Genomic DNA, 24,698 nt, shown 5'->3' with positions numbered 1-24,698 from the left:
CAAGCAATTGCTTTGGTGATGTGAGGCACAGCATAGCTAGCGTGCGGGCTTCGATGCCTGGCGGTAGTCGTAGAAGTTGGGGGTGTGGGTCTCGCGCAGGCGTGTCAGGGTGCGGTAGCTGATCAGCCACTTGCCCTCGACCTTGCGGTATTCCTCGCGGTAGTGGCCGTAGCCGTGGAGGTGCTCCTCGACGTCGCCGTTGGTCCACCACAGCTCGTCCTCCATGGCCCAGATGCCGGTGGCCGTGGTGTCGGAGGTGAGGGTGATCTCCGGGGTGTGCCCGTGGTGCACGGTCGTCACGAAGACGTTGCCGTCCAAGGTGTTCCGGATCGCAGCCGTGAGGGCCTCGGGGCCGACCACGCGCGAACCCGCGCCCCACGACTCGCTGACGACGTCGTCGGTGTGCACGGTTCCGTAGAGGTCCCACTGCTTGGTGTCCATCACGCGCAGTCGGGTGGCGAACAGGCGCTTGATCTCTTCGACGGCGAGCAGTTGCTCGGCGGCGTCGAGCGTCACGGTCGGGGTGGATTCGATGTCGTCGGTCGTGCTCACGGTTCAACCTCCGGGGTCGGGCGAAGTGGGTTAAACAAGCAGTTGATCGGTTCGCAGCATATCCAGGGGCTCGCCCGTTCACGCCGCAATGGAGGGGCGCGGCCGATCTCGTCGAGGTCGGCCGCTCCAAGTGCTCCAGGGCCCCCCTCCGCCACGAAACAAGCAATCGCTTGGTCGAACCTTAGGTGCGTCCGGAGACATTCGGAAGCGTTGTTCCGCTCAGCAAAATGCGCCCGACCGGGCGGACCCGGAACCCGGTCGGGGCGCCGACCTGTCGGCCGGCGTTCGAGCGCTCTCGCCTCAGCTGAGGAGCTTCACTTCACGGTCGTAGGTGAGATCGACGATCAACTCGCGCCGGGCGATGCGCCACATGTCGTCGGTCCGGGCGTACTCGTCCTGGTAGCGGATCGCCACCACGTAGTCGCGGTGTCCGTCCTCGGCCGCGTACACGTGGTGCGCCTCGCCGTACACCTCGCCGCGGGCCCGATCGCCGGCGACGACGACGATCTGCTGGTTCACCACGTGCCGCGTCGAGTGGAGGTGGGAGACCGCACCGAGGACGCCCTCCGCCACGGCACCGGCCCCCGACAGGACGGCACTCTTGCCGCGCCGGACCAGGCCGGCCGGTTGGACCAGTTGGGCGTCGACGGCGAAGAGCGCCGTCAGTGCGAGTTCGTCCCGGCGGTCGACGGCGATCGCGTACTGCGCAACGAGATCGGACAGGGCAAGTCGGTCTGCAAGTTCTCGGCTCATGCCCGGCATTCTTCCTGCCGAGCGGAGGTTCGGCAGGAGGACTTCTCGCTCATCGGCAAACGGCAGGTTACGGAGTGACCTGTGCTTCCATCGCCGCGAGGAAAGTGTCACCGTACGGGGGCAGCGTGCCCCACTCGGCACGCGGATCGTGCTCCGGAGCCTCGAAAACCGTACGAGCGTGACTGAATTCGAGGAACCCCTCGCGCCCGTGGTAGTGGCCCATGCCCGACGCGCCCACGCCGCCGAACGGCGCGTCGTTCATGCCCGGGTGCATCATGATGTCGTTCACGGTCACGCCGCCCGAGTACGTGCGGGTGAGGACCGCCTGCTGCTCCGCCCGGTCGGTGCCGAAGTAGTACAGCGCCAACGGCTTCGGCCGGCTGTTGATGTCGGCGATCACGTCGTCGGTCTGGTCGTACGGCAGCAGGATGATCGCGGGCCCGAAGATCTCCTCCTGCATGATCTTCGAGTCCGCCGGGGGCGAGACCACCAGGCGCAGCGGACGCTTGCGATCGCCGTCGACGGGTGCACTCTCGTCGACCGGGGTCGCGACGATGAGGGCGCCGTGGTCGCGGGCGTCGGCGACCAGGGCCTCGACCCGGGCCAGGTGGCGATCGCTGACGACGGCGACGACGTCCGCGTTGTCGGTGACCGACGGCAGCAGCGCGGCGTACGACTTCTCGAGCGCACCGACGAACGTGTCGAGCTCCTCGCGGGGGACGTACACGACGTCGGGGGAGACGCAGATCTGTCCGGAGTTGGTGGACTTGGCGATCGCGATCTTGTTCGCGGCGTCGTCGAGGTCGGCGCTGCGGCCGACGATCGTCGGCGACTTGCCGCCCAGCTCCAGGGTGACGGGCACGAGGTTCTTGGCGGCGTTGGCCATCACCAGCTTGCCGACCTCGGTGCTGCCGGTGAACACGAGGTGATCGAACGGCAGCGACGTGAAGGCGTCGGCCACCTCCGGGCCGCCGGTGACGACCGCGACCTCGGTGGGATCGAACATCTCGGCGACCGCGTCCGCGAGGACCTGCGCGGTGCGCGGCACCACCTCGGACGGCTTGAGGATCGCGCGGTTGCCGGCGCCCAGCGCGCACGCCAGCGGGCTGAGCAGCGTGAACAGCGGCGCATTCCACGTGCCGATGATGCCGACCGACCCCTTGGGCTGGTACTGGATGTAGGCCTTCGCGCCGAGCTGGTCGTACGGCGGGTACGCCGGGCGCTCCTCGTCGACCATCCAGGTCTGGAGCGAGTCCCGAGTGTGCTTGAGGGACGTGATCGACCCGAGGATGTCGTTCATGATCGAGAACGCGACGAGTCGCCCGCCGAAGTCGGCGTCGATCGCCTCGGTGAGGGGCTTGTGGTGGCGGACCAGGAGGTCGATCATTCGCTGGATCCGGTCCCGCCGCACGTCGGCCGAGGGCGTTCCCTGTGCGGACGCAGCACGTTTCTGGGCTTCCAGAATCTGGGGAAGCGTCGCGATGGTTGCCGCGTCGGTGACGTGCTCGCTCATGGGTAACTCCTGTCGTTGCCGATGTCACGACGCTAACGAGCTGTGTCCGGCGCAACAGTCGGCCGTCTCGATGACCGGGAGCATGTTTCGGAGAAGAGGCCGAACGGCCTCGCCGGGCCGCGGCGATCCCGGTAGGAGGTACCTGGACCGGCGGGACCTCCGACTCTGTGGCGACCGGAGGGTTCGCCGGTCGGAGGCTGTCAAGACAGGGCCGAGGTCAACTCCTTCTGGGTTAGCGGAACACCTGCAACCGGTGTTGGGCATCGAGAACGGCGGAGACGAGGAGTTTTCCGATCTCGTCCAGGTCGGTCGTCTGCATGCGGAAGATGGGCATGCACACCGACAGTGCCGCGATCGGCTTCCCTCGGCCATCCAGTACGGCGGCGCCGACGCCGCCGACTTCTGCGCGAAACGCTCCACCGTTGACGGCGTAGCCGCGGCCTCGTACGCGTTGAAGTTCCGCACGCACATCATCTGGATCCGTGAGCGAGTGCTCGGTGTATCGCCGAAGCGGTCCCGCGAGAATCCAATCGACGGCGTCGTCTGACAGTGCCGCGAGCTGCGCGAGGCCCGGCGAAACACAATGTGCCGGTGAGCGACCGCCAAGGGTGCTCACAGAGTGAACCGGCTTGGGTGAGACGAGCTGTTCCACATAGGTGACGAAGCGGCCCTGCAGAACGGTCAGGTGGATGGTCTCCTGCGTTTCGTCTTGGAGTTCTTCCATGATCGGGCGGAGCCTTCGACGGATGTCCTGCCCCGGTTGAAGCGCCGGGGCCAGGCTCAGCAGGCCTGGGCCGAGCCGGTATCGCAGTTCGTCGTCCTTCTCCACCCAGCCTCGGTCGACCAAGGTCTTGGTCAGGCGGAACGCGGTTGCCTTACCCGTGCCCAGACGGTCCGCCAACTGCGTGACTGTCAGCCCGTTGTTCTCTGCGAGTAGTTCGAGCAGCGAGAGGGCCTTGTTGACGGAGCTCAAGGTGCCGGACGTATGCGAGTCGACCATGGGATTCACCATATCGGAACCAGGACGCGAAGTATTGTTTCGCATAGAGGAATCCGTGTTGCACCCAGGGAAACGTCCAGCCTATGGTCCAGGTCACGTCACATCAGTGGCGGGAACTGGGTCACAGGAGGACGTTTTGGAAGAACTCCACGGAGACGCCCGTCGCCGGCAAGTGCGGTCCGCGGGCCTTGCTTCGATCACCGGATGGGCGATGGATCTCTACGATCTGACGATCATCCTCTACCTCGCGCCGATCATCGGTCCGCTGCTCTTCCCGGCGCACAACGAAACCCTGCAGCTGACGTTCGTGTACGCGTCCTTCGCGGTGACGCTTGTCTTCCGCCCGCTCGGATCGGCGCTGTTCGGTGCCTACGCGGATCGCAACGGTCGCAAGTACGCGATGATGGTGGCGATTCTGGGCGTCGGAATCTCGACCGCGCTGATGGGTGCCGTTCCTACCTACGCCGCAGCCGGTTTCATTGCTCCTGTCGCGTTCCTGCTCCTGCGGGTCGTCCAGGGCGTCTTCGTCGGCGGTGTCGTGGCGTCGACTCACACTCTGGGCACCGAGACCGTTGCGCCGCAGCATCGAGGGCTGATGGCGGGAATGGTCGCGGGCGGCGGTGCCGGTGCCGGTGCCGTGGTCGCGTCCCTGGTCTACTTCGCCGTTTCAGCAATCGTCCCGCAAGAGGACTTCAGCGTCTACGGATGGCGGGTGATGTTCTTCACCGGCCTGCTCACCGCTGCCTTCAGCTTCTACATCTACCGGCGTACCGAGGAATCGCCTCTGTGGCAGGGTAAGTCGGACGGACCGGCCGTTCGCAAGTCGCCGCTCCGGGAGGTCTTCGGTCCCCGGTACCGGGCCACGACCCTCCTGAACATCGCTCTCACCGCCGGCGGTGCCACCGCGTACTACCTCACGGTCGGCTTCTTCCCCACCTTCTTCGGCAAGAACCTCGGACTCGACAAGTCCACGTCGGCTGTCGTCCTCGTGATTGCGAATCTCGGGATCATCGCGGGTGGTGTGCTCGGTGGCCATCTCAGCGACCGGATCGGACGCCGTGCAGTGTTCCTCTGGTTCGGAATCCCGAATGTGATCCTGCTACCGGTGCTGTACCTGTGGCTGGCCTCGCTGAGTGCCGACGCCGTTGTTCTGGTGACGATCGTGGCGACGGTGATGGCGCTGCTGGTCCTGATGAGTTCGGCGCCGATCCTGATCTTCCTGAACGAGCGCTTCCCCACGGGGATCCGCGCAACCGGTACCGGGCTGTGCTGGAACTTCGGATATGCGATCGGCGGTGTCACCCCGGCCATTGTCACCGCAGTAAGCCCGGAGGTCAGCGATATTCCGATGCGTCTGTCGATCGCGATGGCGATCGCCTGCGTCATCTTCGTGATCGCTGCGCTACGAGCACGGGAGACGCGCCATCTCGGCCTCCGGGCGGACGAATCAGATTCGGCTGCAAGTCCTTCCGATGTCCCTACGGCCAGCCCGGCCTGAAACGCCATCTTCTCGGAATCATCACAAGGAGTAGAAATGCCACTCATCAACGTCAACCACGCATCCGATCTGACTCGTGAGCAGATCGAGGAACTGATGGAACGCCTCACCGACGTGTACACGTCCGTGACCAACTCGAATCCGGCCGCCGTGCATGTCCTCGTCCAGCACGTGCCCACGGACCGCTGGAGCGTCGGCGGGGAAAGTCTCGCCCGGCGGAACGCTCGACCTGCATAGGCACCGGATCGATCGTTCCCCCAGGAAGGGCTCATGACAATTTCTCACGAAGCAGGAAACACCACACTCGAGCGACCTACGGTTGTGCTTCTGCACAGCCTGGGCACCGATCGGACGTTGTGGCGTCACCAGGTTCCCGCGCTCTCGCCGCACTACCGGGTACTGACGCCGGAGAGTCGCGGCCACGGAGAGTCGCCGTGGTTCGGTAGCGTTTCGATCGACGAGTGGACCGCCGACTTACGGGCCTTGATCGAGCCCCTCGGCGCGGTACACCTGGTCGGCCTTTCCATGGGAGGGATCCAGTCGATCGCCTTCGCTGCTGCTCATCCGGAACTGGTGCGGAGCGTCGTCATCGCCAATTCGTTTGCGCGACTGCCCATCGATGTAGCCGACGCCCGCGTCGAGGCTTCCACGCGGGCGGTGGCCGAGGAAGGCATGGCAGCCTTCGCGAAGGAGTATCTGGACCAGACACTGACTCGCGAACTCGACCAGGCCGACTACGCCGCGTTGCTCGACTCGATTGCCGGTGTCGCTCCCGACGCATACCTCGGCTCTGTCGAAGCGACCTTCCGTGCCGATGTCATCCCGATGCTCGAGAAGGTCACCTGCCCATCGATGGTCGTGGTCGGTGATCGTGACGCGAAGATCCCCGCCGCGCGAACGGCCGAGATCGTCGACGGTCTCGGTGGCGCACCGCTCGAGGTCATCCCGGACGCCGGCCACCTGTCGTGCATCGAGAACCCGACTCGGTTCAACCAGGTGATTGCTGGTTTCTTGAACCTGGTCGACGACAACGTATCCGCACTCCGCTAGGAAAATCACTATGAGAACAACAGTCATCACCGGCGGCGCCAGCGGCATCGGCAAGGCGATCGTCGAGGAGTTGCGCGCGGACGGCCATCAGATCGTCATCGTCGATATCGCGCCCCGACCCGCCGACGACCGCTCGGATCTCTACATTCAGGCTGATCTGAGCAATGCCGAGGGCATCGACACGGTCGTCGACGCGCTGGCCGGCCGCGAAGTCCACGATCTCGTGCATTGCGCCGCCATGCTTCAATGGTCGTCGTTCCGCGAAACCACCCGCGAGGTGTGGCAGCGAATCCTGCGCACCAACCTCGAGGGAACGATCGCTATCGCGCAGGCGGTCGTGCCCCTGATGCCGCGGGGCGGGCGCATCGTGTTCTTCGCCTCCGGAACGGTATTCAAGGGTCCGAAGAACGTGTTCGCGTACGTGGCATCGAAAGCGGGTGTCATCGGGTTCGCCCGCTGCCTCGCCGACGAACTCGGCGACGACGGAATCACCGTCAACGTCGTCAGCCCCGGCATCACGGCAACCCCGATGATCGCCGACATGGCCCATACCGAGGATGCGAACATCGCCACTCGTGCGATCAAGCGCCGCGCCTACCCCGAGGATCTCGTCGGACCGGTGAAGTTCCTGCTGTCGCCGGGTGCCGCGTTCGTCACGGGGCAGACCCTGTGCGTCGACGGCGGCTCCGTCAAGCGCTAGCGCGCCTATCCAATTCCTCCCCCCGAATACGGAGAACAATCGTGTACGAAAAGAAATCGCTCGTCGCCGACGGCTTCCACACCACCTACCTCGAGGCCGGTGACCCGAACCGCGAGACCGTCGTCCTCATCCACGACGGTGCATTCGGAACCACCGCGGAATTGTGCTGGGGGGCAATGATTCCGCTGTTGAGTGTCCACTTCCACGTCCTGGCGCCGGATCTACTCGGGTGGGGTGGAACCGACAAGGCCGTGTTCCTCGACCGGCCGCCGTACGCACCGCGCGTCAAGCACATCGCCGCGTTCTGCGAGGAACTCGGGGTGGACCGCGCCCATTTCGTCGGCGCATCGTTCGGCGGCTCGATGGTCATGCGCGCCGTCTCCGATCCTGCCGGCCCGTGGCCGGTCGCCAAGGCGATCAGCATCTCGGGCACCGGTGGGCCCTACCGGGTTCCGGAGGGTGTGGTCGCCTTGGGTGACTACACGCCCAGTATCGAGGACGCTGCACGGATGACCGGCTACCTCGTGCGCAGCCTCGATGGACTCGACGACCACATCCGGCAGCGGTATGAGAACAGCCTCATCCCAGGACATTACGAATGCATGGCGGCGCCCCGCCTGAGCAACCCGGCCGTCACACGCGTGCCTGCTGCGGACCCGTACCTCGACAACCTGGGAACGGTGCAGGTTCCGGTTCTCGTAGTGGAAGGGCTCCGGGACGAACTCCTCGAGACGGGCTGGTCCAAGAAGCTCGCCGACCTAGGGTCCAACATCCACGCGCTGGAGGTCGACTACGCGCACGAGCCCAACATCGACGCGCCCGAGGACACCGCTCGTTTCGTGCTCGAGTTCCTGTCCGGGGCTGACCGATGACGTCCGCGAATACGACTGCAGCGGCTGCACACTCGTTCGAGGCTGCTCCGCAGGATCCCTTCGATGTCTGCCTGCCGATCGTCGAAAGCGACGAGTACCTGGAAAGCGTGGTCCGCGAGGCGGAACTCCCTGCGCTGCTCGCGGCACTCGCGCTGGCGAACGCCGACCTTTCCCTCCTGACCGATCAGGTCAAGCCGCCACTTCCACCGATGGATTCGGTCATCGCCCCGCAGGGCGGGATGACCGAGGAAGCGCAGGAGCTCGCCCGGACGTTGGCGGTCCATGCCCTCAAGAGTCTGCGAAACCGCGGGTCGGAGCCGATCTCCGATCCGTCCGAGGAACTGCTGGCGCAGATCATGCGCTTCCTGACCAAGGACGCCGGCGACGAGTACCTTCCCCTGCTGCGTCACGAACTCGGTCTTCCCGCCGACTACGGTTCGCCCTCCTGGTCGAAGGCCGAGATCGCACCGGACGTCGAGTTCACGGTTGCGATCATCGGCGCCGGCATCTCCGGTATGGCCGCCGCCTACCGGTTGCAGCAGGCCGGAGTCGACTATGTCGTGTTCGAGAAGAACTCGGAGGTCGGCGGCACGTGGTGGGAGAACGTCTATCCGGGATGCCGGCTCGATACGCCGAACTTCGCCTACAGCTACTCGTTCGCCCAGAAGGCCGACTGGCCGCAGCAGTTCTCGACGCAGACCGAGATCGAGGGCTACCTGTGTGACGTGGCAAGCAGCTTCGAGCTGCGACGCAACGTCCGCTTCGGCACCGAGGTAACGTCCGCAACCTTCGACGAGGACAGCGGAACCTGGATGTTGACGACGCGGACCGGGGCCGAGACCGGCACCCGCCGTGTCAACGCGGTGATCACCGCTGTCGGGCAGCTCAACCGGCCGAACATCCCGGAGATCGTGGGGCTGGACTCGTTCACCGGTCGATGGTTCCACTCCGCGCAGTGGGACACCGATGCCGATCTGACCGGCCTGAAGGTGGCCGTCGTCGGAACCGGCGCGAGTGCCTACCAGATCGTTCCTGCCATCGCTGACAGCGTCGAGCATCTGAGCGTGTTCCAGCGGAACGCGCCGTGGATGCTGCCGACGCCCACCTATCACGACGACATCTCGCCCGGCATGAACTGGCTGCTGCGGCACGTCCCGCACTACGGGCGCTGGTATCGCTTCTGGCAGTTCTGGATTGCCGCAGAAGGTCGGCTCCCCTTCGTCGAGGCCGATCCCGACTGGGCCGATGCGGACAGCACTTCGGCGAACAACGCCGAGCTGCGGAGGCAACTGCTTGCGCATCTGCGACGACAGCTCGCCGATCGACCGGACCTTCTCGGGAAGATGACGCCCACCTACCCGCCCGGTGCGAAGCGACTGCTCCGCGACAACGGTGTCTGGGCGGAAACGCTCCAGCAGTCGCACGTCGATCTCGTCACCGAGGGGATCAGTGAGATCACGCCGAACGGAATCCGAACGGTCGACGGAGCGGTCCATGAAGTCGATGTCATCGTCTTCGCAACGGGATTCCACGCATCGGACTACCTCGAGCCGATCACCGTCACCGGCAGCCAGGGGATGGACATCCACGAGTACTGGGGCGGAGATGCCCGGGCCTACATGGGAATTACGGTTCCGCACTTCCCCAACCTCTTCATGCTCATGGGTCCCAACACCGGCGTGATCGTCAACGGCAGTTCCCTCTACATGGCGGAGTGTGCGGCCGAGTACACCGTGGAGTGCATCGGAGAACTTCTCCGCGCACGGAAGCAGACGATCGAGCCGCACCACGACGCCATGGAAGCCTTCTGTGAACGCGTCGATGCGGGCAACCGGCGCCGTGCGTGGGGCGTGGCCCAGGTCAACTCCTGGTACAAGAACAAGTTCGGTCGAGCGAGTCAGGTCTGGCCCTTCTCTCTGCTCGAGTTCTACCAACTGACCCGGACACCGGATATGGCAGCCTTCGATCTCGCAGGCGATTTGACGTGAACGGCGGCGGTCGAGTGAGCATGCAAGCCGATTCGGCGAGAGCGTCCTCCACCAGGAACATGGTGCCTGCGACGAAACTTCGTGTCGCGGCCCGCACCCAGGTGGCCGAGGACGTCATCTCGCTGACGTTGGTCGATCCCGCCGGCGGCCGACTGCCGACGTGGACCCCGGGCTCGCACATCGATCTGGTACTGCCGACCGGCGTGACCCGTCAATACTCGCTGTGTGGGGATCGTTGGGACCCATACGCTTACCGAGTGGCGGTCCTCCGGGAGCGGCAGGGGCGCGGCGGGTCCGAGTGGTTGCACGCCAACGTGCGAGAGGGTGGCATCCTCGGCTTCAGCGGGCCCCGGAATCATTTCCCCCTGTGGCCGGCCGAGCAGTACCTGTTCATTGCGGGGGGAATCGGCATCACGCCGATGCTGCCGATGATCGAGCACGCCGAACGGACCGGGCGTCCGTGGCGTCTCCTCTACGGGGGACGCCGACGTGCATCGATGGCATTCGTCGACGAGCTGGAACAGTACGTCGATCGGGTGCACATCGCCCCGCAGGACGAGGTCGGCCTGCTCGATCTCGCCGGCGCGATCGCGAGCGTGTCCGCCGGTACCAAGGTATACAGCTGTGGGCCCGCAGCCCTGCTCGATGCTCTCGAGTCCGCATGCCGGCAGTGCCCGCCCCACACGCTGCATACGGAGCGGTTCGAGGCGCTCGCACAGGGCTCGGCCACCAACCGCGAGTTCACCGCCAGACTGGAGCGCTCCGGGCGCGACATCCACGTCGCCGCCGATACGGCACTCCTCCACTCGCTGAACGATGCAGGCATTGCGATCGTGTCCTCGTGCCTTCAGGGAACCTGCGGCACATGCGAAGTCGCGGTCCTCGAAGGGACTCCCGATCACCGTGACAGCGTTCTCGGCCAGGAGGACCGACGCATCGGCGACTGCATGATGGCGTGCGTGTCCCGCGCGTACTCGGACCGGATCACTCTCGACCTCTGACCAGACCAAGATCGGACGACCATGGTGCCTTTGACTGCCCCCCACCCGACCGTCGCACGAAGCGGCATCGATCCCTACGCGCTCGACAATCTCCTCGATAGGTCGCGTCTGCAACACGAAGTCAGGGAAAAGGCTGCGGTCGTGCACCTCGATGCATACGGCGTGTACGCGACGGGCCGGTACGACACTATCCGTGAGGTTTTCGCGGACTGGACCCACTTCCAAGTGGGTGCCGGCATCGGTGTCGCGAACTTCCATACCGACGAGCCCTGGCGCCGGCCGGCGATGCCCACGGAGACCGATCCCCCGGAGCACGACGCCCCGCGGAGGGTGCTCTCCGAACTGCTGGGTGTCCGGACGCTGCGCCGCATGCGAGATCACTGGGCCGAGGCCGCAGAGGAAGTCGTCGATCGTGCGCTCGCCACGGGCGGCGTCCTCGACGGCATGTCGGATCTCGCTGCTGCGTTTCCCCTGAAGGTCTTTCCCGACGCGGTCGGCATTCCGCCGTCCGAGAACCGCGACAACCTGCTGGCGTACGGCGATCTCGTCTTCAATGCCTTCGGCCCGCAGAACGAGCACTTCTACCGCAGCGCCGGACGACTCGCCGAGCTGTCCGAGTGGGTGAACCGGCTGTGCCAGCGAGAGAACTTGTCCTCCGGCGGGTTCGGAGCCAAGATCTGGGAGGCCGCCGATCGCGGTGAGCTGATGCAGGACCAGGCGCCCCTGGTCGTCCGATCGCTGCTGTCCGCGGGAGTCGATACGACGGTTCACGGGATCGCGGCGATCCTGCACGCGTTCGCCACTCACCCTGAGGAGTGGGAGCGGTTGCGTGGCGAGCCGAACCTGGTCCGGCGCGCCTTCGACGAGTGCCTCCGCTGGGCATCGCCGCTGCAGATCGTCTTCCACACCACCTCTCAGCCGGTCGAACTCGAAGGGGTCGAGCTCGGTCGGCACACCAAGATCATGCTGCTGCTGGGCGCGGGCAACCGCGATCCGCGACGCTGGGAGGACGGCGAGCGGTTCACGCTCACCCGAGACCCGTCCGGGCACCTGGGATTCGGCATGGGTCTGCACCAGTGCGTCGGTCAGCACATTGCGAGACTCGAGGCCGAAGCACTGCTCACCGCACTCATCGACAAGGTGCAGCGAATCGAGTTGGCGGGTCCGCCCGAACGCGGGGTGAACAACACCCTGCAGACCTGGAAGACACTTCCGCTTCGACTGATCGGCTGAAGCCCGGCCCAGCCCGGGCGGTAGTTGTGCCGGTGCCCCCGCCCTGCGAGGCAGGCGGGGCACCGTCGGCTGCGACTTCCGGCGCAGATTCGTTCGAAACCGAGCCGCACACATCCATGCGCACGCAATAACCGATCGAGGGATCATGTCACGTACCGATTCGGAGATGATCCGATTCATTTTGCGGTGGGCCAGATACGGGGGAGGCGATGACCACGTATTCGTCGAGTTCGGGCTCCGGCCGGCCCAGTTCTACACCAGGGTTGCTTCCCTGCTCGAATCCGATACCGGATACGTAGTCGATCAGGGGGTCCGAATGCGACTGATGGCGTTTTGTGCGTCCAAGATCGCACAACTCGTCCAGGCAGAGACTGATCAGTTCGTTTTGTGTTGAGTCGGAGCGAATGGCTGGCTACGATGCGGCATGCGAATTGCCAAGACTGCCTCGATGTCGCTCCTCGCCGCGGCTGCTGTCGCGATCACCGCGCCCGCGGCGGCATCGGCGGCGCCCGGACCTGCCGACAGCCCCAACCAGACGACGGCCCGCGCCTACATCGACGCGCTCGTCAGCCACGACGCGAGTGCAGTGCTGTTCACGCCCGACGCCACCCGCGTCGAGGCCGGACTGCAGACCGGGTTCAGCGGCCCGCAGCTGACGAACGACCTGAACCACGGCATCCAGTACCGCATCATCCAGGGTGTCCGCGACCTCGTCGTCAAGGAGGTGGGCGACACCGTCCACACCCGGTACCTGCTCGACGCCGGTTTCGGTCCGCAGCGCCTGATGACCGTCGAGATCGTCGAGTCGTTCACCTTCGAGAACGGCGCGATCGACCGCATCGTTGCCACCATCTCGCCGGTCTCCCTGTCCTGACGCCGCCGTCCGCGTCGCCTCACCGACGGACGGCACCGGAACACACACGATGACGAGGAATCCGGGAACATGACCGAGGAGAGCGAACGACTGTCGGCCCTCGAGCGGCACGTCCGGAGATTCTGGGATGGCCATATTCTCGAATCTGCACCCTGGGATCGCGGGCCGATCCTGGAGCGAGTTCCACACTTCACCGTCTACCGGGTCTGCCCCCAGCGTGTCGGTAAGGAGGGCTGGGTTTACGTGACAGTGGGGTCCTCTGTACATGGATCCACAGTCGGTGGAACCGAGTTCTTCGTGATGTCCCCCGATCCTGCCGAGATTCACTCGGAGACGCTGGCAATGGTGAGTCACTTTCATTCGTTCGAGGCTCATCGGCTGGACGTGGGATCGGTCATGAATATCGGTCGTCCCTGGATACCGGGTTCGCGCATGGATCACCTGCTCGTGAGCCTTCCCTATTTCCACGGGCCTGAACTTGAATGGGCTCCGACGGAAGCGGGTGGTGCGCGATTCTTGTGGCTGCTTCCGATCCACAAGAGTGAGGCCGATTTCGTCAAGCGCGAGACTCTTGACGAGTTCGAATCCATCCTGGAAGCGGAAGCCGTGGACGTATTGGATACGAACAGAGATCCAGTTGTCTGTGAATGCTGATGACTGGCAGGTCGGCTACGCGGCGGGTGGACCGAAGGCCTGACGCTGCACCTCGATCGCGAGCCGGGTGCGTGATCCGCACCCGGTGGCGGCGAGGATGCGGCTGACGTACTTCTTGACGGTGTCCTGGGTGAGTGTCAGCTGCCGCGCGATCGCGGCGTTGCTCAACCCGTCGGCCACCAGTCGAGCCACCTGACGCTGCCGCTCGGTCAGACCGGCCAGCATGTCGCGGCGGTTCGAGCTGTCGAGGCCTCGGGTGAGGACGGACAGTTGTCGGGCCAGAAGGCGCAGTGCCGCATAGTCTCTGAGTCCCAGTGCGGACTCGTTCGCGTCGTACAACCCGACGAGCGCGCACGCTCCGTCCGGCAGGTCGAGGTGCATCGCGTTGACCGAGTGCATGCGCTGCGCGTGCAGGTAGTCCCGGACGTAGGCTGCCGACGCTGCCGGCAGATCGTGCAGATCGCTGAGGGACGCCACCCGGGTCGACTCGAGTCGGCGTCGCGCCTCCGGTGTCGCGAAGACGTCGTGGTGGGACCAGACCTGTTGGTACGCAGTGCGAATGCTCTCCCACGACCCGGATCCCTCGACGGTCGCGTCCGGGTCGTCGAACTGGCTCTCGTAGCTGGCGCCGACGAAACATGTCGCCACGCGCACCGGGAACACCTCGGTCATGGCGGCGACGATCCGGGTGCGGAACTCCGACACGGTCCGCACATCGTCGCACCGGTCCAGGACCGTGAACACACGCTGGTAGTCGGTGGTGGTCAACGCGACCTCGGTCAATTCTTCTCACCACCAGTTCGATGCGGATCGGAAAGTGTCCACCAAAGTGCACTGCCATCAGGGCGGAACGAATTCTAGCGTCGGAGGGTACGTCGTTTCATCGATTTCGACAGGAGTACTCGCATGGGCAGGCTACGGTTCGGCGCGTTCATCGCACCGCATCACGCGGCAGGGCAGAATCCGACCGTCGCGCTGCAGCGCGACCTCGAGCTGGTCGAGCATCTCGACCGCCTCGACTTCGACGAGGTGTGGATCGGTGAACACCACTCGGCCGGCAGCGAGATCATCGGCAGCCCCGAGATCTTCATCGCCGCGGCGGCCGAACGCACCAAGCGCATCAAGCTCGGCACGGGCGTCACGTCGCTGAGCTACCACAACCCGTTGTGGGCGGCGGATCGAATGGTGCTGCTCGACCACCTCACCCGCGGCCGCGTGATGCTGGGTGTCGGGCCGGGTTCGCTGCCCACCGACTCGTCGATGATCGGGCTGAATCCCACCGAGTGCCGGGAACTGCTCGACGACAACCTCGACATCGTCATGCGACTGCTGGCCGGCGAGCGGGTCACGGCGAAGACACGGACGCACACCCTCGTCAATGCCCAGCTGCAGATGCGGCCCTACTCGCACCCGGTGTTCGACATCGTCGTCGCCGGCGTGGCCTCGCCCACCGGGCCGCGGCTGGCCGGCAAGCACGGACTGGGGCTGCTGTCGATCGGCGCGACCCTCACCCCCGAAGGCTTCGACGCCCTCGGTCACCACTTCGGGATCATGGAGGAACGGGCCGAGGAGTTCGGTACCACCGTCGACCGGAACCAGTGGCGGCTGGTGTGCCCCATGCACATTGCCGAGACCGAGGAGCAGGCGCAGCAGGACGTGCGGTTCGGCCTCGGGGAGTGGATCGACTACTTCGGCAAGGTCGCGGCCTTCCCGCACTTCGGCTCCGGCGGCGCCTCGATGGATCAGATGATCCAGTACATGAACCACTCCGGCATGGGCATCATCGGAACCCCCGCGCAGGCACGCGAACTGATCCAGAAGCTGGTCGACCAGTCCGGCGGCTTCGGCTCGATGCTCATCATGGGCACCGACTGGGCCAACCCGGCCGCGACCCGACGCTCGTTCGAGTTGATCGCGCAGCAGGTGGCGCCGCACTTCCAGGGTCAGTCGCAGCCGTTGCTGGACGCGGCGACCCGCGCCGGGAAGGTCCGGGAGGGCCACAACCAGGCGCAGCACGACGCGATCGCGCACATGACGCGCAAGTACGAGGACGAACTGGCGGCCAAGCGATGAGGGCCGCCGTTCTGCACGGCGTCGACGATCTGCGGGTCGAGGACGTGCCCGAGCCGGAACTGCGCGACGGCCACGTCCTGATCGACGTGGCGTACAACGGAATCTGCGGATCGGACCTCGGGATGATCCACTCGTTCGGCATCTCCGAGCACCCGCATCCGCTCACCGGTGCCTGCGGGCCGCAGATCCTCGGTCACGAATTCTCCGGGGTGGTGCGCGAGGTCGGTGCGGGCGTCGAGGACCTGTCCGTCGGCGACCGCGTGGTGGTCCAGCCGAACTACTCGTGCGGCACGTGCGCCCGGTGCGCCGCCGGACACGATCACCTGTGTCAGGTCATCGCGTTCCACGGACTCAACGCGGACGGCGGCGGCCTGGCGGAGCGCACCGCGGTTCCGGCGGGCAACGTGCACAAGATCCCGGACGGGGTGAGTCTCCGTCAGGCCGCCGTCGTCGAACCGTTGGCGGTGACACTGCACGCCGTCGAACTGGCCGACGTGCAGCCGGGGGCCTACGTGTTGGTGCTCGGGGCCGGTCCGATCGGCATCGCGACCGCGCTCAACCTGCGGGCCGGCGGGGTGGACCGGATCCTGCTCAGCGAGCCGTCCCCGACGCGTCGGGCGGTGGCGCAGTCGCTGGGATTCGACGCCGTCGATCCCGCGGTGCAGGATCCCGCGGCAGCCGTGTTCGAGCGCACCGGCGGCGTCGGCGCGGACGTGGTGTTCGAGTGCGCCGGCGTCGCGGCGGCGGTGCAGACCGCACTCGGGTCCGTGCGGGCCCGCGGCGCGGTGATCCTGCTCGCCACCTACAAGGAGCAGGTGCCACTCGCGACGTACCTGCTGATGTTCACCGAGGCGCGGCTGATGGCGTCGCTGGCATACTCGCGCAACGAGTTCCGCACCGTCATCGAGCGGATGGCGGCCGGGGCGTACCCACTCGACGGGTGGGTCGAATCCGTCCCGCTCGCGGACGTGGTGGTGGAAGGTGTGCAGGCGGCGGCCGCCGGTCGCCGCATGAAGGTACTCGTGGAGGTGGGACATGGCTGAGAGTGGATCCGTGGACAACAGGTTCGACGGCAGAGTCGCGGTCGTGACCGGGGCGGCGTCGGGCATCGGCGCGGCCGTCGCGACGCGTCTGGTCGCCGAGGGCGCGTCGGTGGTCGGCATCGACATCTCCGCCGATGCGCTCGACGTGATGGAGAAGGACCTCGGCGAGAGGTTCGCCGGGGCGGTCGCCGACGTCACGAGCGAGGACGCGGTCGCCGCCGCCGTCGCCGTGGCGACCGAGCGCTTCGGCGGGCTCGACATGGCCTTCAACGTGGCCGGCGCCCAGAAGGGCGGACAGATCCTCGACCTCGAGGAGTCGGACTGGGACTTCACCGTCGACCTGGTGCAGAAGGGCGTGTTCCTGTGCACCAAGCACGAGGCCCGGCACATGGTGTCCGGCGGGCGAGGCGGGGCGATCGTCAACGTCGCGTCGCTCAACGGGCGCGTGCCGGTCATCGGCGGCAGCCCGTACGCGACCGGCAAGGCGGGCGTCGAGATGTTCGGCAAGAACGCGGCGGTCGAGTTGGCGCGCCACGGCATCCGCGTCAATACGGTGCTGCCCGGTCTGGTCGACACCCCGCTGGTGGCCGCGGTGATGGGCTACGAGCCGCTGCTGGACATGTTCGTCGAGCGCATCCCGATGGGCCGGCCCGCGACGCCGGAAGAGATCGCGGCGCCGTGCCTGTACCTGGCCAGCGACGACGCGAGCTACATCACCGGGACCAGCCTCATGGTCGACGGCGGCTGGGAGATCTCCAACTACCCGGACTTCACCAAGCTCGGGGGCTAGGGCCGTCGGCCTGAGCGCCCATTCCTTTCGGTCGCGCGCGGATTCCCGCGGATCGGGTCAGGGAATGGGCGCTCAGGCTGCCGCGAGCTAGTGCCACCGGTGGTCGACGATCGGCGTGCGCGGACCGAACTTCGGCTTGCGGGCCTGACCGCTCACCTCGAGTAGCCGGATCGCGCGGTAGCGGTGCGGGCGCAGGTCGGCGAGGTACTCGACCATCGCGGCGTCGTCGAGGGGCCGGCCGAGGAGTGTCCACCCGACGATCGCGGACAGGTGGAAGTCACCGACGGACAGGGCGTCGGCGTCGCCGAGTGCGCGCTGAGCCACCTCCGCTGCGGTCCACAGTCCGACACCGGGGACGGCCCGCAACCGGCGATACGCCGCATCGTGATCCATCCCGACGGTCTCCTCGAGGCGGTCCGCGACGCGCGCGCAGGCGACGACGGTCTGCGCGCGCCGCGGGTCGACGCCCGCGCGGTGGAACTCCCACGACGGGATCCGCCGCCACGTCTCCGCGCTCGGCGGGACCCGCATGCCGTCGGGGGCCGGCCCCGGCGCGGGGCTGCCGAACCTCCGGACCAGTTGCCGCCACGACGTCTGCGCGGCGACGGTGTGCACCCGCTGCTCGAGGATCGCCGGCACCAGCGCCTCCAGCACCCGTCCGGTCCGCACGATCCGCAGGTTCGGGAACCGTCGGTGCGCGTCGACCAGCTTCGGATGGGTGGGCGTGAAGTCGGCGGACCGGTCGGTGTCGTCCTCGCCGACGAGTCCGGGCACGAACGACTCGAACTCTCCGGCTCCCGGGCCCCACGCACGGACGTCGACGAGGGCCGGGCCGCGCTGGCGGAGGCGGTAGCTGACCGCGCCGGACGGCAGCAGCGAGGTGCGCCATACGGTTCCGTCGGGCTCGCGGTGATGGCACGGATCGAAACGCCCACGGCTCAGCGGCGCGAGCGTCGCCGCGAGATCCACGGGGCGTCGCGTCGACACCTCGAACTGCACTTCGGAGGCCGTATCGGTCATCCCAGGCAGCCTATCGCCGCCACGCCGAGACCGGACCGAGTCGTGTCGGAGGGAACCCGTATTGTCCGAAGCCATGATCATCGTGAGTACCGACGGTTCGTGCCTGAAGAATCCCGGCGGTGCCATCGGATGGGCGTGGGTCGCACACGAGGGTCCCAGCGGGTCGGGCGGCGCGGTCTCCGGTACCAACCAGATCGCGGAGTTGTGGGCGCTGGTCGAGGCCGTCGTCGCGCATCCCGGTCCCGAACCGCTGCTCATCGAGTCCGACTCCCAGTACGCCATCAAATGCGCGTCCGAGTGGCTGCCCGGCTGGAAGCGCAAGGGGTGGAAGACGGCATCGGGCGGGCCCGTCAAGAACCTCGAACTGGTCCAGGACATCGACCGGGCCATCGCCGAACGCACCGGTCCGGTGCGGTTCCGCTGGGTCCGCGGGCACGTCGGTAACCACTTCAACGAGTTGGCGGACAAGCTGGCCGGTGAGGCCGCGCGCGCCGTCGCGTCGGATCCGAAGGTGGCGCGGCCGTGGCGTGGGCTCACACCGGCGTCGGCGGTCCCCGAACCGGCCGTGGCGGTGGCTCCGGCCCCCGTCCGGAAGCCGGAGCCGGAACCGGAGCCGATGCTGACGCTGTTCTGACCCACGAGCCGCATGTGACGAGGCCCGCCCGGAACTTAGGTAAAGATATGTTAATTTAGGTTACGGTTGGCTAATTGCTCCCTGGGGCGTTCGCTCACCCGCCCGGCATCGGTCGGGTGACGCACCAAACCCTCGGGAGAACCATGCGTATCCGGCTCACTGCGGCCGTGGCGATCCTCGCCGCCGCAACGCTCGGGCTCAGTGCCTGCTCGTCCGACACCTCGACGGCGGCGGCCGGTGAGACCGTCGTCATCACCCACGCCCAGGGCGAGACCACGGTTCCGTTGAACCCGGAGAAGGTCGTCGTCTTCGACCAGAGCGTGCTGCAGTCGATGATCGATCTGGAACTCCCCGACGCCGTCGGTGTCCCGCAGCTCACGCAGTGGCCCGAGAGCCTGACGCGCTACCAGGGTGACGGCACCGCGAAGGTCGGCTCGCTCAAGGAGCCCGACTTCGAGGCCGTCAACGCGCTCGAGCCCGACCTCATCATCGTCGCGGCACGCACCGCCAACGCGTACGACGCGCTCAGCGACATCGCCCCCACCGTCGACCTCACCGTCGATGCGAAGGACTTCCTCGCCAGCACCGAGAAGCAGAACCGCAACCTCGCCGCCATCTACGGCGAGCAGGACGCTTTCGACGCGCGCTGGGCCGGGGTGCAGGAGCAGTACGACGCCGTCGCCGCGAAGGCCACCGCCGCGAACCTGCGTGGCCTGATCACCCGTGTCGAGGCCGCCGAGGTCACCGCGTACGGGCCCGGCTCGCGCTACGGCATCATCCACGATCTGGGCATCGCGCCGGTCAACGACAGCTTCGCGACCGAGGTCGCGCACGGCGACGCCGTCTCGTTCGAGTACATCGCGAAGGCGAACCCGGACGTCATCTTCGTGCAGGACCGCGAGGCGCCCCTGGGCGACACCACCGGCCCGAATGCCGGTCCGGTGCTGAACAATCCGCTCGTCGCCGGCACCAACGCCGCGAAGAACGACAAGATCGTCTACCTCGACCTCTACACGTGGTACATGGCGCCGAGCGGCATCAGCGCGGTCGAGGATCAGATCAAGGTCGTCGGCGACGTCGTCGGCGCCTGACCGGCACCCTCGAGATTCCGCCCGTGACTACTGAAGTGACGTCACGCCCGGGTCGGGTGCGACGAGACGCGCAGCGCGCCTCGTCGCACCCGACCCTTCGGCGTTGGCACATCGTGGCGGGGCTCGCGCTGCTGCTGGTCCTCGCGTTCGGATCGTTGTTCGTCGGCGTGGCCGACATCAGCCCGCTCGACCTGTTCCGCGGTGACGGCGAGAAGATCGAGGTCTTCCTCGTCTCCCGCGTGCCCCGGCTGATCGCGATCCTGCTGGCCGGCGCCGCGATGAGTGTCGTCGGTCTGATCATGCAGAACCTGACCCGCAACCGGTTCGTCGAACCCACCACCGCCGGCACCGTCGAGTGGGCGCTGCTGGGCGTGCTGGTCTCCACCGTCGTGATCGGCGGTCAGTCCGTGCTCGGCAAGATGCTGATCGCGATCGTCTTCGCGCTGGTCGGCACGTTCCTGTTCATGCAGTTGCTCAAGCGCGTCGTGTTCACCGACATGATCGTCATCCCGCTCGTCGGCCTCATGTTCGGCGGCGTGGTGATGGCGGTGACGACGTTCTTCGCGTACCGCCTCGAGATGACCCAGGCGCTCAACACGTGGACGACGGGCGACTTCTCCGGCATCCTGCGCGGCCGCTACGAGGTGATCTGGCTGGTCCTCGCCGTCATCGTCGTCGCGTACCTGTACGCCGACCGGTTCACCGTCGCCGGCATGGGGGAGGCGTTCGCGAAGAACCTGGGCCTGTCGTACAACGCCGTCGTGAACGTCGGCATGGTGATCGTCGCGGTCACCACCGCGGTCGTGACCGTCGTGGTGGGCGCGATCCCGTTCCTCGGGCTGATCGTGCCGAACCTCGTGACGATGGTGTTCGGCGACAACCTGCGCCGGGTCCTGCCGGTCACCGCGATCGCGGGCGCGCTGTTCGTCCTCGTGTGCGACGTGGTCGGCCGAGTGATCCGCTACCCCTACGAGATTCCGGTCGGCACGGTCGCGAGCGTAGTCGGCGCCGTCGTCTTCATCGTGCTGATCCTGCGGGCCCGGAGGACGCGATGACCACCACCGTCCCCACCGCCGCGTCCGTCGGGGCGGGCGCGCCGTCGACGTCCCGCCAGATCCGCGTCCTGGTCGTCCTCGCGGTTCTCGCTGTGCTCGCGATCTGCGCGTACATGTTCCTGTTCCTCACCGGCTCGTGGGACTACGCCATGAAGATCCGTGGGCGGCAGGTGCTGTCGATGGTTCTGGTCGGGTACGCGTCGGCCTACTCGGCGGTGCTCTTCCAGACCATCACCAACAATCGGATCCTCACCCCCAGCGTGATGGGCTTCGACAACCTGTTCGTGCTGATCCAGACCCTCGTCGTGTTCTTCTTCGGCGCCAGCGCGCTCGCGCTGATCGACGCGCGGCTCAAGTTCGGCGTCGAGGTCCTGGTGATGATCGGGTTCGCGCTGCTGCTCTTCCGCTGGCTGTTCGGCAAACGCTCACGCGACCTGTACGTCCTGGTGCTCGTCGGCATCGTGCTCGGCTCGCTGTTCGCCGGACTGTCGAGCCTGGCGTCGCGGATGATCGACCCCAACGACTTCATCACCCTGCAGGACGCGTTGTTCGCGAGCTTCAACAACGTCGAGGTGGAGCTGCTCGCCGTCTCCACGATCGCGGTGATCGGTGCGACGCTGTACGGCGCCAAGCTGTTCCGCCAGCTCGACGTGGTCGCCCTCGGCCGGGACCAGGCGATCTGCCTCGGCGTCGATCACCGGAAGGTGGTCAACCGCAGTCTCGTGCTCGTGGCCGTGCTGGTGTCGGTCGCCACCGCGCTGGTCGGGCCGATCACGTTCCTGGGGCTGCTGGTGGCGAACCTGGCCCGCGAGCTGATGGGCACGTTCCGGCACCGCTGGACCGTCCCCGCCGCGACACTGCTCGCGATCATTGCGCTCGTCGGCGGCCAGTTCGTGCTGGCACGGTTGCTCGACTACAACTCGGCCCTGATCGTCGTCGTCAACTTCGTCGGCGGCATCTACTTCATCGCCCTACTCGTCCGGGGAGCCCGACTGTGATCACGATCCGCGACCTCGCCAAGTCCTACGGCGACGACACCGTCCTGGACTCCGTCGATCTCGACATCCCCGTCGGCGGGCTCACGTCGATCATCGGGGCCAACGGCGCGGGCAAGTCGACGCTGCTGTCGATCGTCAGCCGACTACTCGACGCCGACGCCGGCAGCGTCAGCATCGACGGCCTGGATCTGCGCCGTACCGCCAACGACATTCTCGCCAAGCGGCTCTCGGTGCTGCGGCAGGACAACAACACCTCCGTCCGGTTGTCGGTCCGCGAACTCGTCGAGTTCGGCCGGTTCCCGCACTCACAGGGCCGGCTGAAGGCCGAGGACCACGAGGCGGTGGATCGGGCGATCGAGTACGCCGGGCTGGCGGAGTACACGCACCGGTACCTCGACCAGTTGTCGGGCGGGCAGCGGCAGCGGGCGTTCGTGGCGATGGTGCTGGCGCAGGACACCGACTACGTGCTGCTCGACGAGCCCCTCAACAACCTCGACATGAAGCACTCGCAGCACATGATGCGCCTGCTGCGCCGCATGGCTCACGAGATGGGCAAGACGGTGATCCTGGTGATCCACGACATCAACTTCGCGTCGTGCCACTCGGATCGGATCGTCGCGATGCGCGGCGGCCGGGTCGTCGCCGACGGCGCGGTCGACGAGATCCTGCGCTCCGATGTGCTCCGCGAGGTCTACGACATGGACATCGAGGTCCACGACATCGGCGGCCAGCGGATCGCGGTGTACTTCTGACGTAGGGAGCGGCGACGTCCCCTGCGCGTCAGGCGACGAAGTGCGGCCGTCCGCCGTCCGCCCACGCCCGGAAGCGGGCGTCGATCCGATCGGCGATCCGGTCGTACACCTCCCACGTGTCCGGCACGTGATACAGCTGCGCTGCCGTGGTGTCGAATTCGGCGAGGTAGTCGGCGATGAACCGGGAGTTGTCGTCCTCACCCTGGTAGTACGCGACGGCGAAGGCGTTGCCGTCGGCGGTGAGATCGTCGCTGACGAACTTCTCGTCGAGCACGTCCATCAGGAACTGGCCGGGCGTCTGCTCCCGCGACTCGAGCGGATCGAGTTCGTCGGCGATGTCCTCACCCGCGAAACCGCCCAGCAGGCACCACGCCGCGAACATGCCGATGTGGGTGCCGCCCGCCGCATTCGGCAGGTCCTCCGGGAACTCGCCGCCGTAGTGCCAATCGGCGTCGTCGTACTTGGTCATGCTGTCACTCGCTTCCCGCCCCGCGGGGGCGGAACACTCTCGAAGAGCCTAGTGGTGGCGCATCACCGAGTGTCGGCCCCGTGCCGTCCGTTCATCGGGCCCAGCTCGGGAACCAGGTGTTTCCTGATGGGGCCGGACGTGATTCGACCACATGCCGGCGGAGCGCGGCCAGGGCGGGATGCGGGTTTCCTGCCCGGTACACGAACGAGTGCGGGTAGACCGGAGTGGGATTCGTGAGCGGGATGCGCCGAAGTCCGTGCGTCGCGGGCCACACGTATCGGTCACCGGCACCGACCAGGGTCGCCAGCGCTGACGAGGCTGCGATCGCGTCCATCAGGGCCTCGGCCCCGAAGTCGGGACCGACGGCATCGATACGCAGGTCGAACGCCTCGGCGAGTTCGTCGTAGAACGCGGCCCATTCGGTGCCCTGCTTGATCCCCGGAATCCACACGCGGTACTCGGCCAGGTCCGCCGGATTCAGTGACGGCGCAGAGGCGAGCGGGTGATCGGGCCCGACCAGCAGTTGCAACGGATCGTCCCGTATTCGCTCGGCCACGATGCCGTGAGGCAGGTCGCGTGGCGATACCGGAACGGAGCGGAATGTCGCATCGATCGATCCGGTGAGCACGGCCTCGGTCGCCGCGGTGGCGTTCGCATCCGGCAGCGTCACCACGTCGAGATCGATTTCCGGGTGGTCCCGGTGGAAGCGCTGCAGGGCGAGAGCGGGAGCGATGCGCCGGTTGAGGACATCCACCCTCAACGTCCGTTCTCCCGGGCGCACCGAGGCTTCGGCGCGCTCCACGGCCCGCAGGATTCCGCCGGCGTGCGGCAGGAAGGCCTGGCCGTCGAGTGACAGCCGGGCCCCGCGTGCTGTGCGGTCGAACAACGTCACCCCCAGCGCTCGTTCGAGGTTGGCAATCCGCTTGGACACGGCTTGCTGGGTGACACGCAGATCGGCGGCGGCTTCCTGGAACTGCCCGACGCGCGCGACGGTGACGAAGGTGCGCACAGCTTCGATGTCCACGGCCGAGACCCTACGGCTACAACCGGCGGTTGTGGCTCGCGGGGTTTGTCGTTGTTTGATT

The 24,698-nt window shown here is 66.7% G+C and carries 26 protein-coding genes; 18 read left to right on the top strand and 8 right to left on the bottom strand.

The features are described from left to right. Positions 1 to 36 precede the first annotated feature (36 nt). The 4 genes from IJ15_RS0108540 to IJ15_RS26010 all read right to left on the bottom strand — a co-directional run bounded on the left by IJ15_RS0108540 (position 37) and on the right by IJ15_RS26010 (position 3,818). A complete protein-coding gene (locus tag IJ15_RS0108540; protein WP_231569461.1) occupies positions 37 to 552 on the bottom strand; it encodes a nuclear transport factor 2 family protein in 516 nt (171 codons plus the stop codon). Positions 553 to 852: 300 nt separating this feature from the next. Next, positions 853 to 1,305 (bottom strand): nuclear transport factor 2 family protein, encoded by a 453-nt coding sequence (locus tag IJ15_RS0108535; protein WP_031937920.1) that lies wholly within the window; start codon positions 1,303 to 1,305, stop codon positions 853 to 855. 67 nt (positions 1,306 to 1,372) lie between these two features. After that, positions 1,373 to 2,818 carry a coniferyl aldehyde dehydrogenase gene (locus IJ15_RS0108530; protein ID WP_031937919.1) on the bottom strand — a complete coding sequence of 482 codons (1,446 nt, stop codon included), beginning with the start codon at positions 2,816 to 2,818 and terminating at the stop codon, positions 1,373 to 1,375. Positions 2,819 to 3,050: 232 nt separating this feature from the next. Then, complete coding sequence (locus IJ15_RS26010) at positions 3,051 to 3,818, bottom strand: IclR family transcriptional regulator (protein ID WP_197059780.1); 768 nt, start codon at positions 3,816 to 3,818, stop codon at positions 3,051 to 3,053. Between IJ15_RS26010 and IJ15_RS0108520 the strand changes: the two genes are divergently transcribed. The 10 genes from IJ15_RS0108520 to IJ15_RS0108470 all read left to right on the top strand — a co-directional run bounded on the left by IJ15_RS0108520 (position 3,817) and on the right by IJ15_RS0108470 (position 13,688). Further along, on the top strand, positions 3,817 to 5,316 hold the full coding sequence (locus IJ15_RS0108520; protein ID WP_081880650.1) for an MFS transporter: 1,500 nt from the start codon (positions 3,817 to 3,819) through the stop codon (positions 5,314 to 5,316). The genes IJ15_RS26010 and IJ15_RS0108520 overlap by 2 nt on opposite strands. Before the next feature lie 36 nt (positions 5,317 to 5,352). Next, positions 5,353 to 5,553: a tautomerase family protein gene (locus tag IJ15_RS0108515; RefSeq protein ID WP_031937916.1), complete on the top strand. Its 201-nt coding sequence runs from the start codon at positions 5,353 to 5,355 to the stop codon at positions 5,551 to 5,553. 33 nt (positions 5,554 to 5,586) lie between these two features. Beyond that, the gene (locus tag IJ15_RS0108510) at positions 5,587 to 6,366 is read left to right on the top strand and encodes an alpha/beta fold hydrolase (protein WP_081880646.1); all 780 of its coding nucleotides are present in this window, start codon (positions 5,587 to 5,589) and stop codon (positions 6,364 to 6,366) included. Between the two features lie 10 nt (positions 6,367 to 6,376). After that, complete coding sequence (locus IJ15_RS0108505; RefSeq protein WP_051918641.1) at positions 6,377 to 7,066, top strand: SDR family NAD(P)-dependent oxidoreductase; 690 nt, start codon at positions 6,377 to 6,379, stop codon at positions 7,064 to 7,066. A gap of 41 nt (positions 7,067 to 7,107) precedes the next feature. After that, positions 7,108 to 7,938 carry an alpha/beta fold hydrolase gene (locus tag IJ15_RS0108500; RefSeq protein WP_031937913.1) on the top strand — a complete coding sequence of 277 codons (831 nt, stop codon included), beginning with the start codon at positions 7,108 to 7,110 and terminating at the stop codon, positions 7,936 to 7,938. Then, positions 7,935 to 9,926 (top strand): flavin-containing monooxygenase, encoded by a 1,992-nt coding sequence (locus IJ15_RS0108495; RefSeq protein ID WP_031937912.1) that lies wholly within the window; start codon positions 7,935 to 7,937, stop codon positions 9,924 to 9,926. The genes IJ15_RS0108500 and IJ15_RS0108495 overlap by 4 nt, the downstream gene beginning before the upstream one ends. Before the next feature lie 59 nt (positions 9,927 to 9,985). Next, the gene (locus IJ15_RS0108490) at positions 9,986 to 10,927 is read left to right on the top strand and encodes a PDR/VanB family oxidoreductase (RefSeq protein ID WP_031937911.1); all 942 of its coding nucleotides are present in this window, start codon (positions 9,986 to 9,988) and stop codon (positions 10,925 to 10,927) included. A gap of 21 nt (positions 10,928 to 10,948) precedes the next feature. Then, the gene (locus tag IJ15_RS0108485) at positions 10,949 to 12,160 is read left to right on the top strand and encodes a cytochrome P450 (protein ID WP_031937910.1); all 1,212 of its coding nucleotides are present in this window, start codon (positions 10,949 to 10,951) and stop codon (positions 12,158 to 12,160) included. 424 nt (positions 12,161 to 12,584) lie between these two features. Continuing rightward, complete coding sequence (locus IJ15_RS0108475; protein ID WP_031937908.1) at positions 12,585 to 13,034, top strand: hypothetical protein; 450 nt, start codon at positions 12,585 to 12,587, stop codon at positions 13,032 to 13,034. A 69-nt stretch (positions 13,035 to 13,103) separates the two neighbouring features. Then, entirely contained in the window at positions 13,104 to 13,688 is a 585-nt protein-coding gene (locus IJ15_RS0108470) for a suppressor of fused domain protein (RefSeq protein ID WP_031937907.1), read from the top strand. 15 nt (positions 13,689 to 13,703) lie between these two features. On the opposite strand, the gene IJ15_RS0108465 is transcribed toward IJ15_RS0108470, so the two are convergent. Next, entirely contained in the window at positions 13,704 to 14,471 is a 768-nt protein-coding gene (locus tag IJ15_RS0108465; protein WP_031937906.1) for a helix-turn-helix transcriptional regulator, read from the bottom strand. Positions 14,472 to 14,594: 123 nt separating this feature from the next. On the opposite strand from IJ15_RS0108465, the gene IJ15_RS0108460 reads away from it, so the two are divergent. Genes IJ15_RS0108460 through IJ15_RS0108450 form a run of 3 tightly spaced genes read left to right on the top strand, consistent with a single transcriptional unit; the run spans position 14,595 to position 17,594 of the window. Continuing rightward, the gene (locus IJ15_RS0108460; protein ID WP_031937905.1) at positions 14,595 to 15,761 is read left to right on the top strand and encodes an LLM class flavin-dependent oxidoreductase; all 1,167 of its coding nucleotides are present in this window, start codon (positions 14,595 to 14,597) and stop codon (positions 15,759 to 15,761) included. Beyond that, on the top strand, positions 15,758 to 16,804 hold the full coding sequence (locus IJ15_RS0108455) for a 2,3-butanediol dehydrogenase (RefSeq protein ID WP_031937904.1): 1,047 nt from the start codon (positions 15,758 to 15,760) through the stop codon (positions 16,802 to 16,804). The genes IJ15_RS0108460 and IJ15_RS0108455 overlap by 4 nt, the downstream gene beginning before the upstream one ends. Beyond that, positions 16,797 to 17,594, top strand: a complete 798-nt coding sequence (locus tag IJ15_RS0108450) for an SDR family NAD(P)-dependent oxidoreductase (RefSeq protein ID WP_031937903.1) — start codon at positions 16,797 to 16,799, stop codon at positions 17,592 to 17,594. Before IJ15_RS0108455 ends, IJ15_RS0108450 begins: the two co-directional genes overlap by 8 nt. Positions 17,595 to 17,681: 87 nt before the next feature. Here IJ15_RS0108450 and IJ15_RS0108445 read toward each other — a convergent pair whose 3' ends face one another. After that, entirely contained in the window at positions 17,682 to 18,614 is a 933-nt protein-coding gene (locus IJ15_RS0108445) for a DNA-3-methyladenine glycosylase family protein (protein WP_031937902.1), read from the bottom strand. 73 nt (positions 18,615 to 18,687) lie between these two features. Between IJ15_RS0108445 and IJ15_RS0108440 the strand changes: the two genes are divergently transcribed. The 5 genes from IJ15_RS0108440 to IJ15_RS0108420 all read left to right on the top strand — a co-directional run bounded on the left by IJ15_RS0108440 (position 18,688) and on the right by IJ15_RS0108420 (position 23,144). Then, positions 18,688 to 19,248 (top strand): ribonuclease H family protein, encoded by a 561-nt coding sequence (locus IJ15_RS0108440; protein WP_031937901.1) that lies wholly within the window; start codon positions 18,688 to 18,690, stop codon positions 19,246 to 19,248. Positions 19,249 to 19,391: 143 nt separating this feature from the next. Continuing rightward, positions 19,392 to 20,339, top strand: coding sequence for a siderophore ABC transporter substrate-binding protein (locus IJ15_RS0108435; RefSeq protein WP_031937900.1), 948 nt, complete (start codon positions 19,392 to 19,394; stop codon positions 20,337 to 20,339). Between the two features lie 23 nt (positions 20,340 to 20,362). Further along, the gene (locus IJ15_RS0108430; RefSeq protein ID WP_081880644.1) at positions 20,363 to 21,394 is read left to right on the top strand and encodes an ABC transporter permease; all 1,032 of its coding nucleotides are present in this window, start codon (positions 20,363 to 20,365) and stop codon (positions 21,392 to 21,394) included. Continuing rightward, on the top strand, positions 21,391 to 22,392 hold the full coding sequence (locus tag IJ15_RS0108425) for an iron chelate uptake ABC transporter family permease subunit (RefSeq protein WP_081880643.1): 1,002 nt from the start codon (positions 21,391 to 21,393) through the stop codon (positions 22,390 to 22,392). Before IJ15_RS0108430 ends, IJ15_RS0108425 begins: the two co-directional genes overlap by 4 nt. After that, positions 22,389 to 23,144, top strand: a complete 756-nt coding sequence (locus IJ15_RS0108420; RefSeq protein WP_031937897.1) for an iron ABC transporter ATP-binding protein — start codon at positions 22,389 to 22,391, stop codon at positions 23,142 to 23,144. The genes IJ15_RS0108425 and IJ15_RS0108420 overlap by 4 nt, the downstream gene beginning before the upstream one ends. 28 nt (positions 23,145 to 23,172) lie before the next feature. Here the strand turns inward: IJ15_RS0108420 and IJ15_RS0108415 are convergent, their stop codons facing one another. Next, positions 23,173 to 23,613: a DUF7832 domain-containing protein gene (locus IJ15_RS0108415; RefSeq protein WP_031937896.1), complete on the bottom strand. Its 441-nt coding sequence runs from the start codon at positions 23,611 to 23,613 to the stop codon at positions 23,173 to 23,175. Between the two features lie 91 nt (positions 23,614 to 23,704). Further along, entirely contained in the window at positions 23,705 to 24,637 is a 933-nt protein-coding gene (locus tag IJ15_RS0108410) for a LysR family transcriptional regulator (protein ID WP_031937895.1), read from the bottom strand. Between the last annotated feature and the right edge of the window lie 61 nt (positions 24,638 to 24,698).

The sequence above is a fragment of the Prescottella defluvii genome, from assembly GCF_000738775.1.
GTDB lineage: Bacteria > Actinomycetota > Actinomycetes > Mycobacteriales > Mycobacteriaceae > Prescottella > Prescottella defluvii.
Note: the sequence above shows the minus strand (reverse complement) of the source record. Positions and strands in the feature narration are given on the sequence as shown.

Coding starts and splice junctions, on each gene's coding strand:
- IJ15_RS0108470 (WP_031937907.1), top strand. CDS start 13,104: ATGACCGAGGAGAGCGAACGACTGTCGGCCCTCGAGCGGCACGTCCGG.
- IJ15_RS26010 (WP_197059780.1), bottom strand. CDS start 3,818: ATGGTCGACTCGCATACGTCCGGCACCTTGAGCTCCGTCAACAAGGCC.
- IJ15_RS0108505 (WP_051918641.1), top strand. CDS start 6,377: ATGAGAACAACAGTCATCACCGGCGGCGCCAGCGGCATCGGCAAGGCG.
- IJ15_RS0108460 (WP_031937905.1), top strand. CDS start 14,595: ATGGGCAGGCTACGGTTCGGCGCGTTCATCGCACCGCATCACGCGGCA.
- IJ15_RS0108475 (WP_031937908.1), top strand. CDS start 12,585: ATGCGAATTGCCAAGACTGCCTCGATGTCGCTCCTCGCCGCGGCTGCT.
- IJ15_RS0108530 (WP_031937919.1), bottom strand. CDS start 2,818: ATGAGCGAGCACGTCACCGACGCGGCAACCATCGCGACGCTTCCCCAG.
- IJ15_RS0108535 (WP_031937920.1), bottom strand. CDS start 1,305: ATGAGCCGAGAACTTGCAGACCGACTTGCCCTGTCCGATCTCGTTGCG.
- IJ15_RS0108490 (WP_031937911.1), top strand. CDS start 9,986: ATGGTGCCTGCGACGAAACTTCGTGTCGCGGCCCGCACCCAGGTGGCC.
- IJ15_RS0108495 (WP_031937912.1), top strand. CDS start 7,935: ATGACGTCCGCGAATACGACTGCAGCGGCTGCACACTCGTTCGAGGCT.
- IJ15_RS0108510 (WP_081880646.1), top strand. CDS start 5,587: ATGACAATTTCTCACGAAGCAGGAAACACCACACTCGAGCGACCTACG.
- IJ15_RS0108520 (WP_081880650.1), top strand. CDS start 3,817: ATGGGATTCACCATATCGGAACCAGGACGCGAAGTATTGTTTCGCATA.
- IJ15_RS0108445 (WP_031937902.1), bottom strand. CDS start 18,614: ATGACCGATACGGCCTCCGAAGTGCAGTTCGAGGTGTCGACGCGACGC.
- IJ15_RS0108485 (WP_031937910.1), top strand. CDS start 10,949: ATGGTGCCTTTGACTGCCCCCCACCCGACCGTCGCACGAAGCGGCATC.
- IJ15_RS0108455 (WP_031937904.1), top strand. CDS start 15,758: ATGAGGGCCGCCGTTCTGCACGGCGTCGACGATCTGCGGGTCGAGGAC.
- IJ15_RS0108450 (WP_031937903.1), top strand. CDS start 16,797: ATGGCTGAGAGTGGATCCGTGGACAACAGGTTCGACGGCAGAGTCGCG.
- IJ15_RS0108440 (WP_031937901.1), top strand. CDS start 18,688: ATGATCATCGTGAGTACCGACGGTTCGTGCCTGAAGAATCCCGGCGGT.
- IJ15_RS0108425 (WP_081880643.1), top strand. CDS start 21,391: ATGACCACCACCGTCCCCACCGCCGCGTCCGTCGGGGCGGGCGCGCCG.
- IJ15_RS0108435 (WP_031937900.1), top strand. CDS start 19,392: ATGCGTATCCGGCTCACTGCGGCCGTGGCGATCCTCGCCGCCGCAACG.
- IJ15_RS0108415 (WP_031937896.1), bottom strand. CDS start 23,613: ATGACCAAGTACGACGACGCCGATTGGCACTACGGCGGCGAGTTCCCG.
- IJ15_RS0108515 (WP_031937916.1), top strand. CDS start 5,353: ATGCCACTCATCAACGTCAACCACGCATCCGATCTGACTCGTGAGCAG.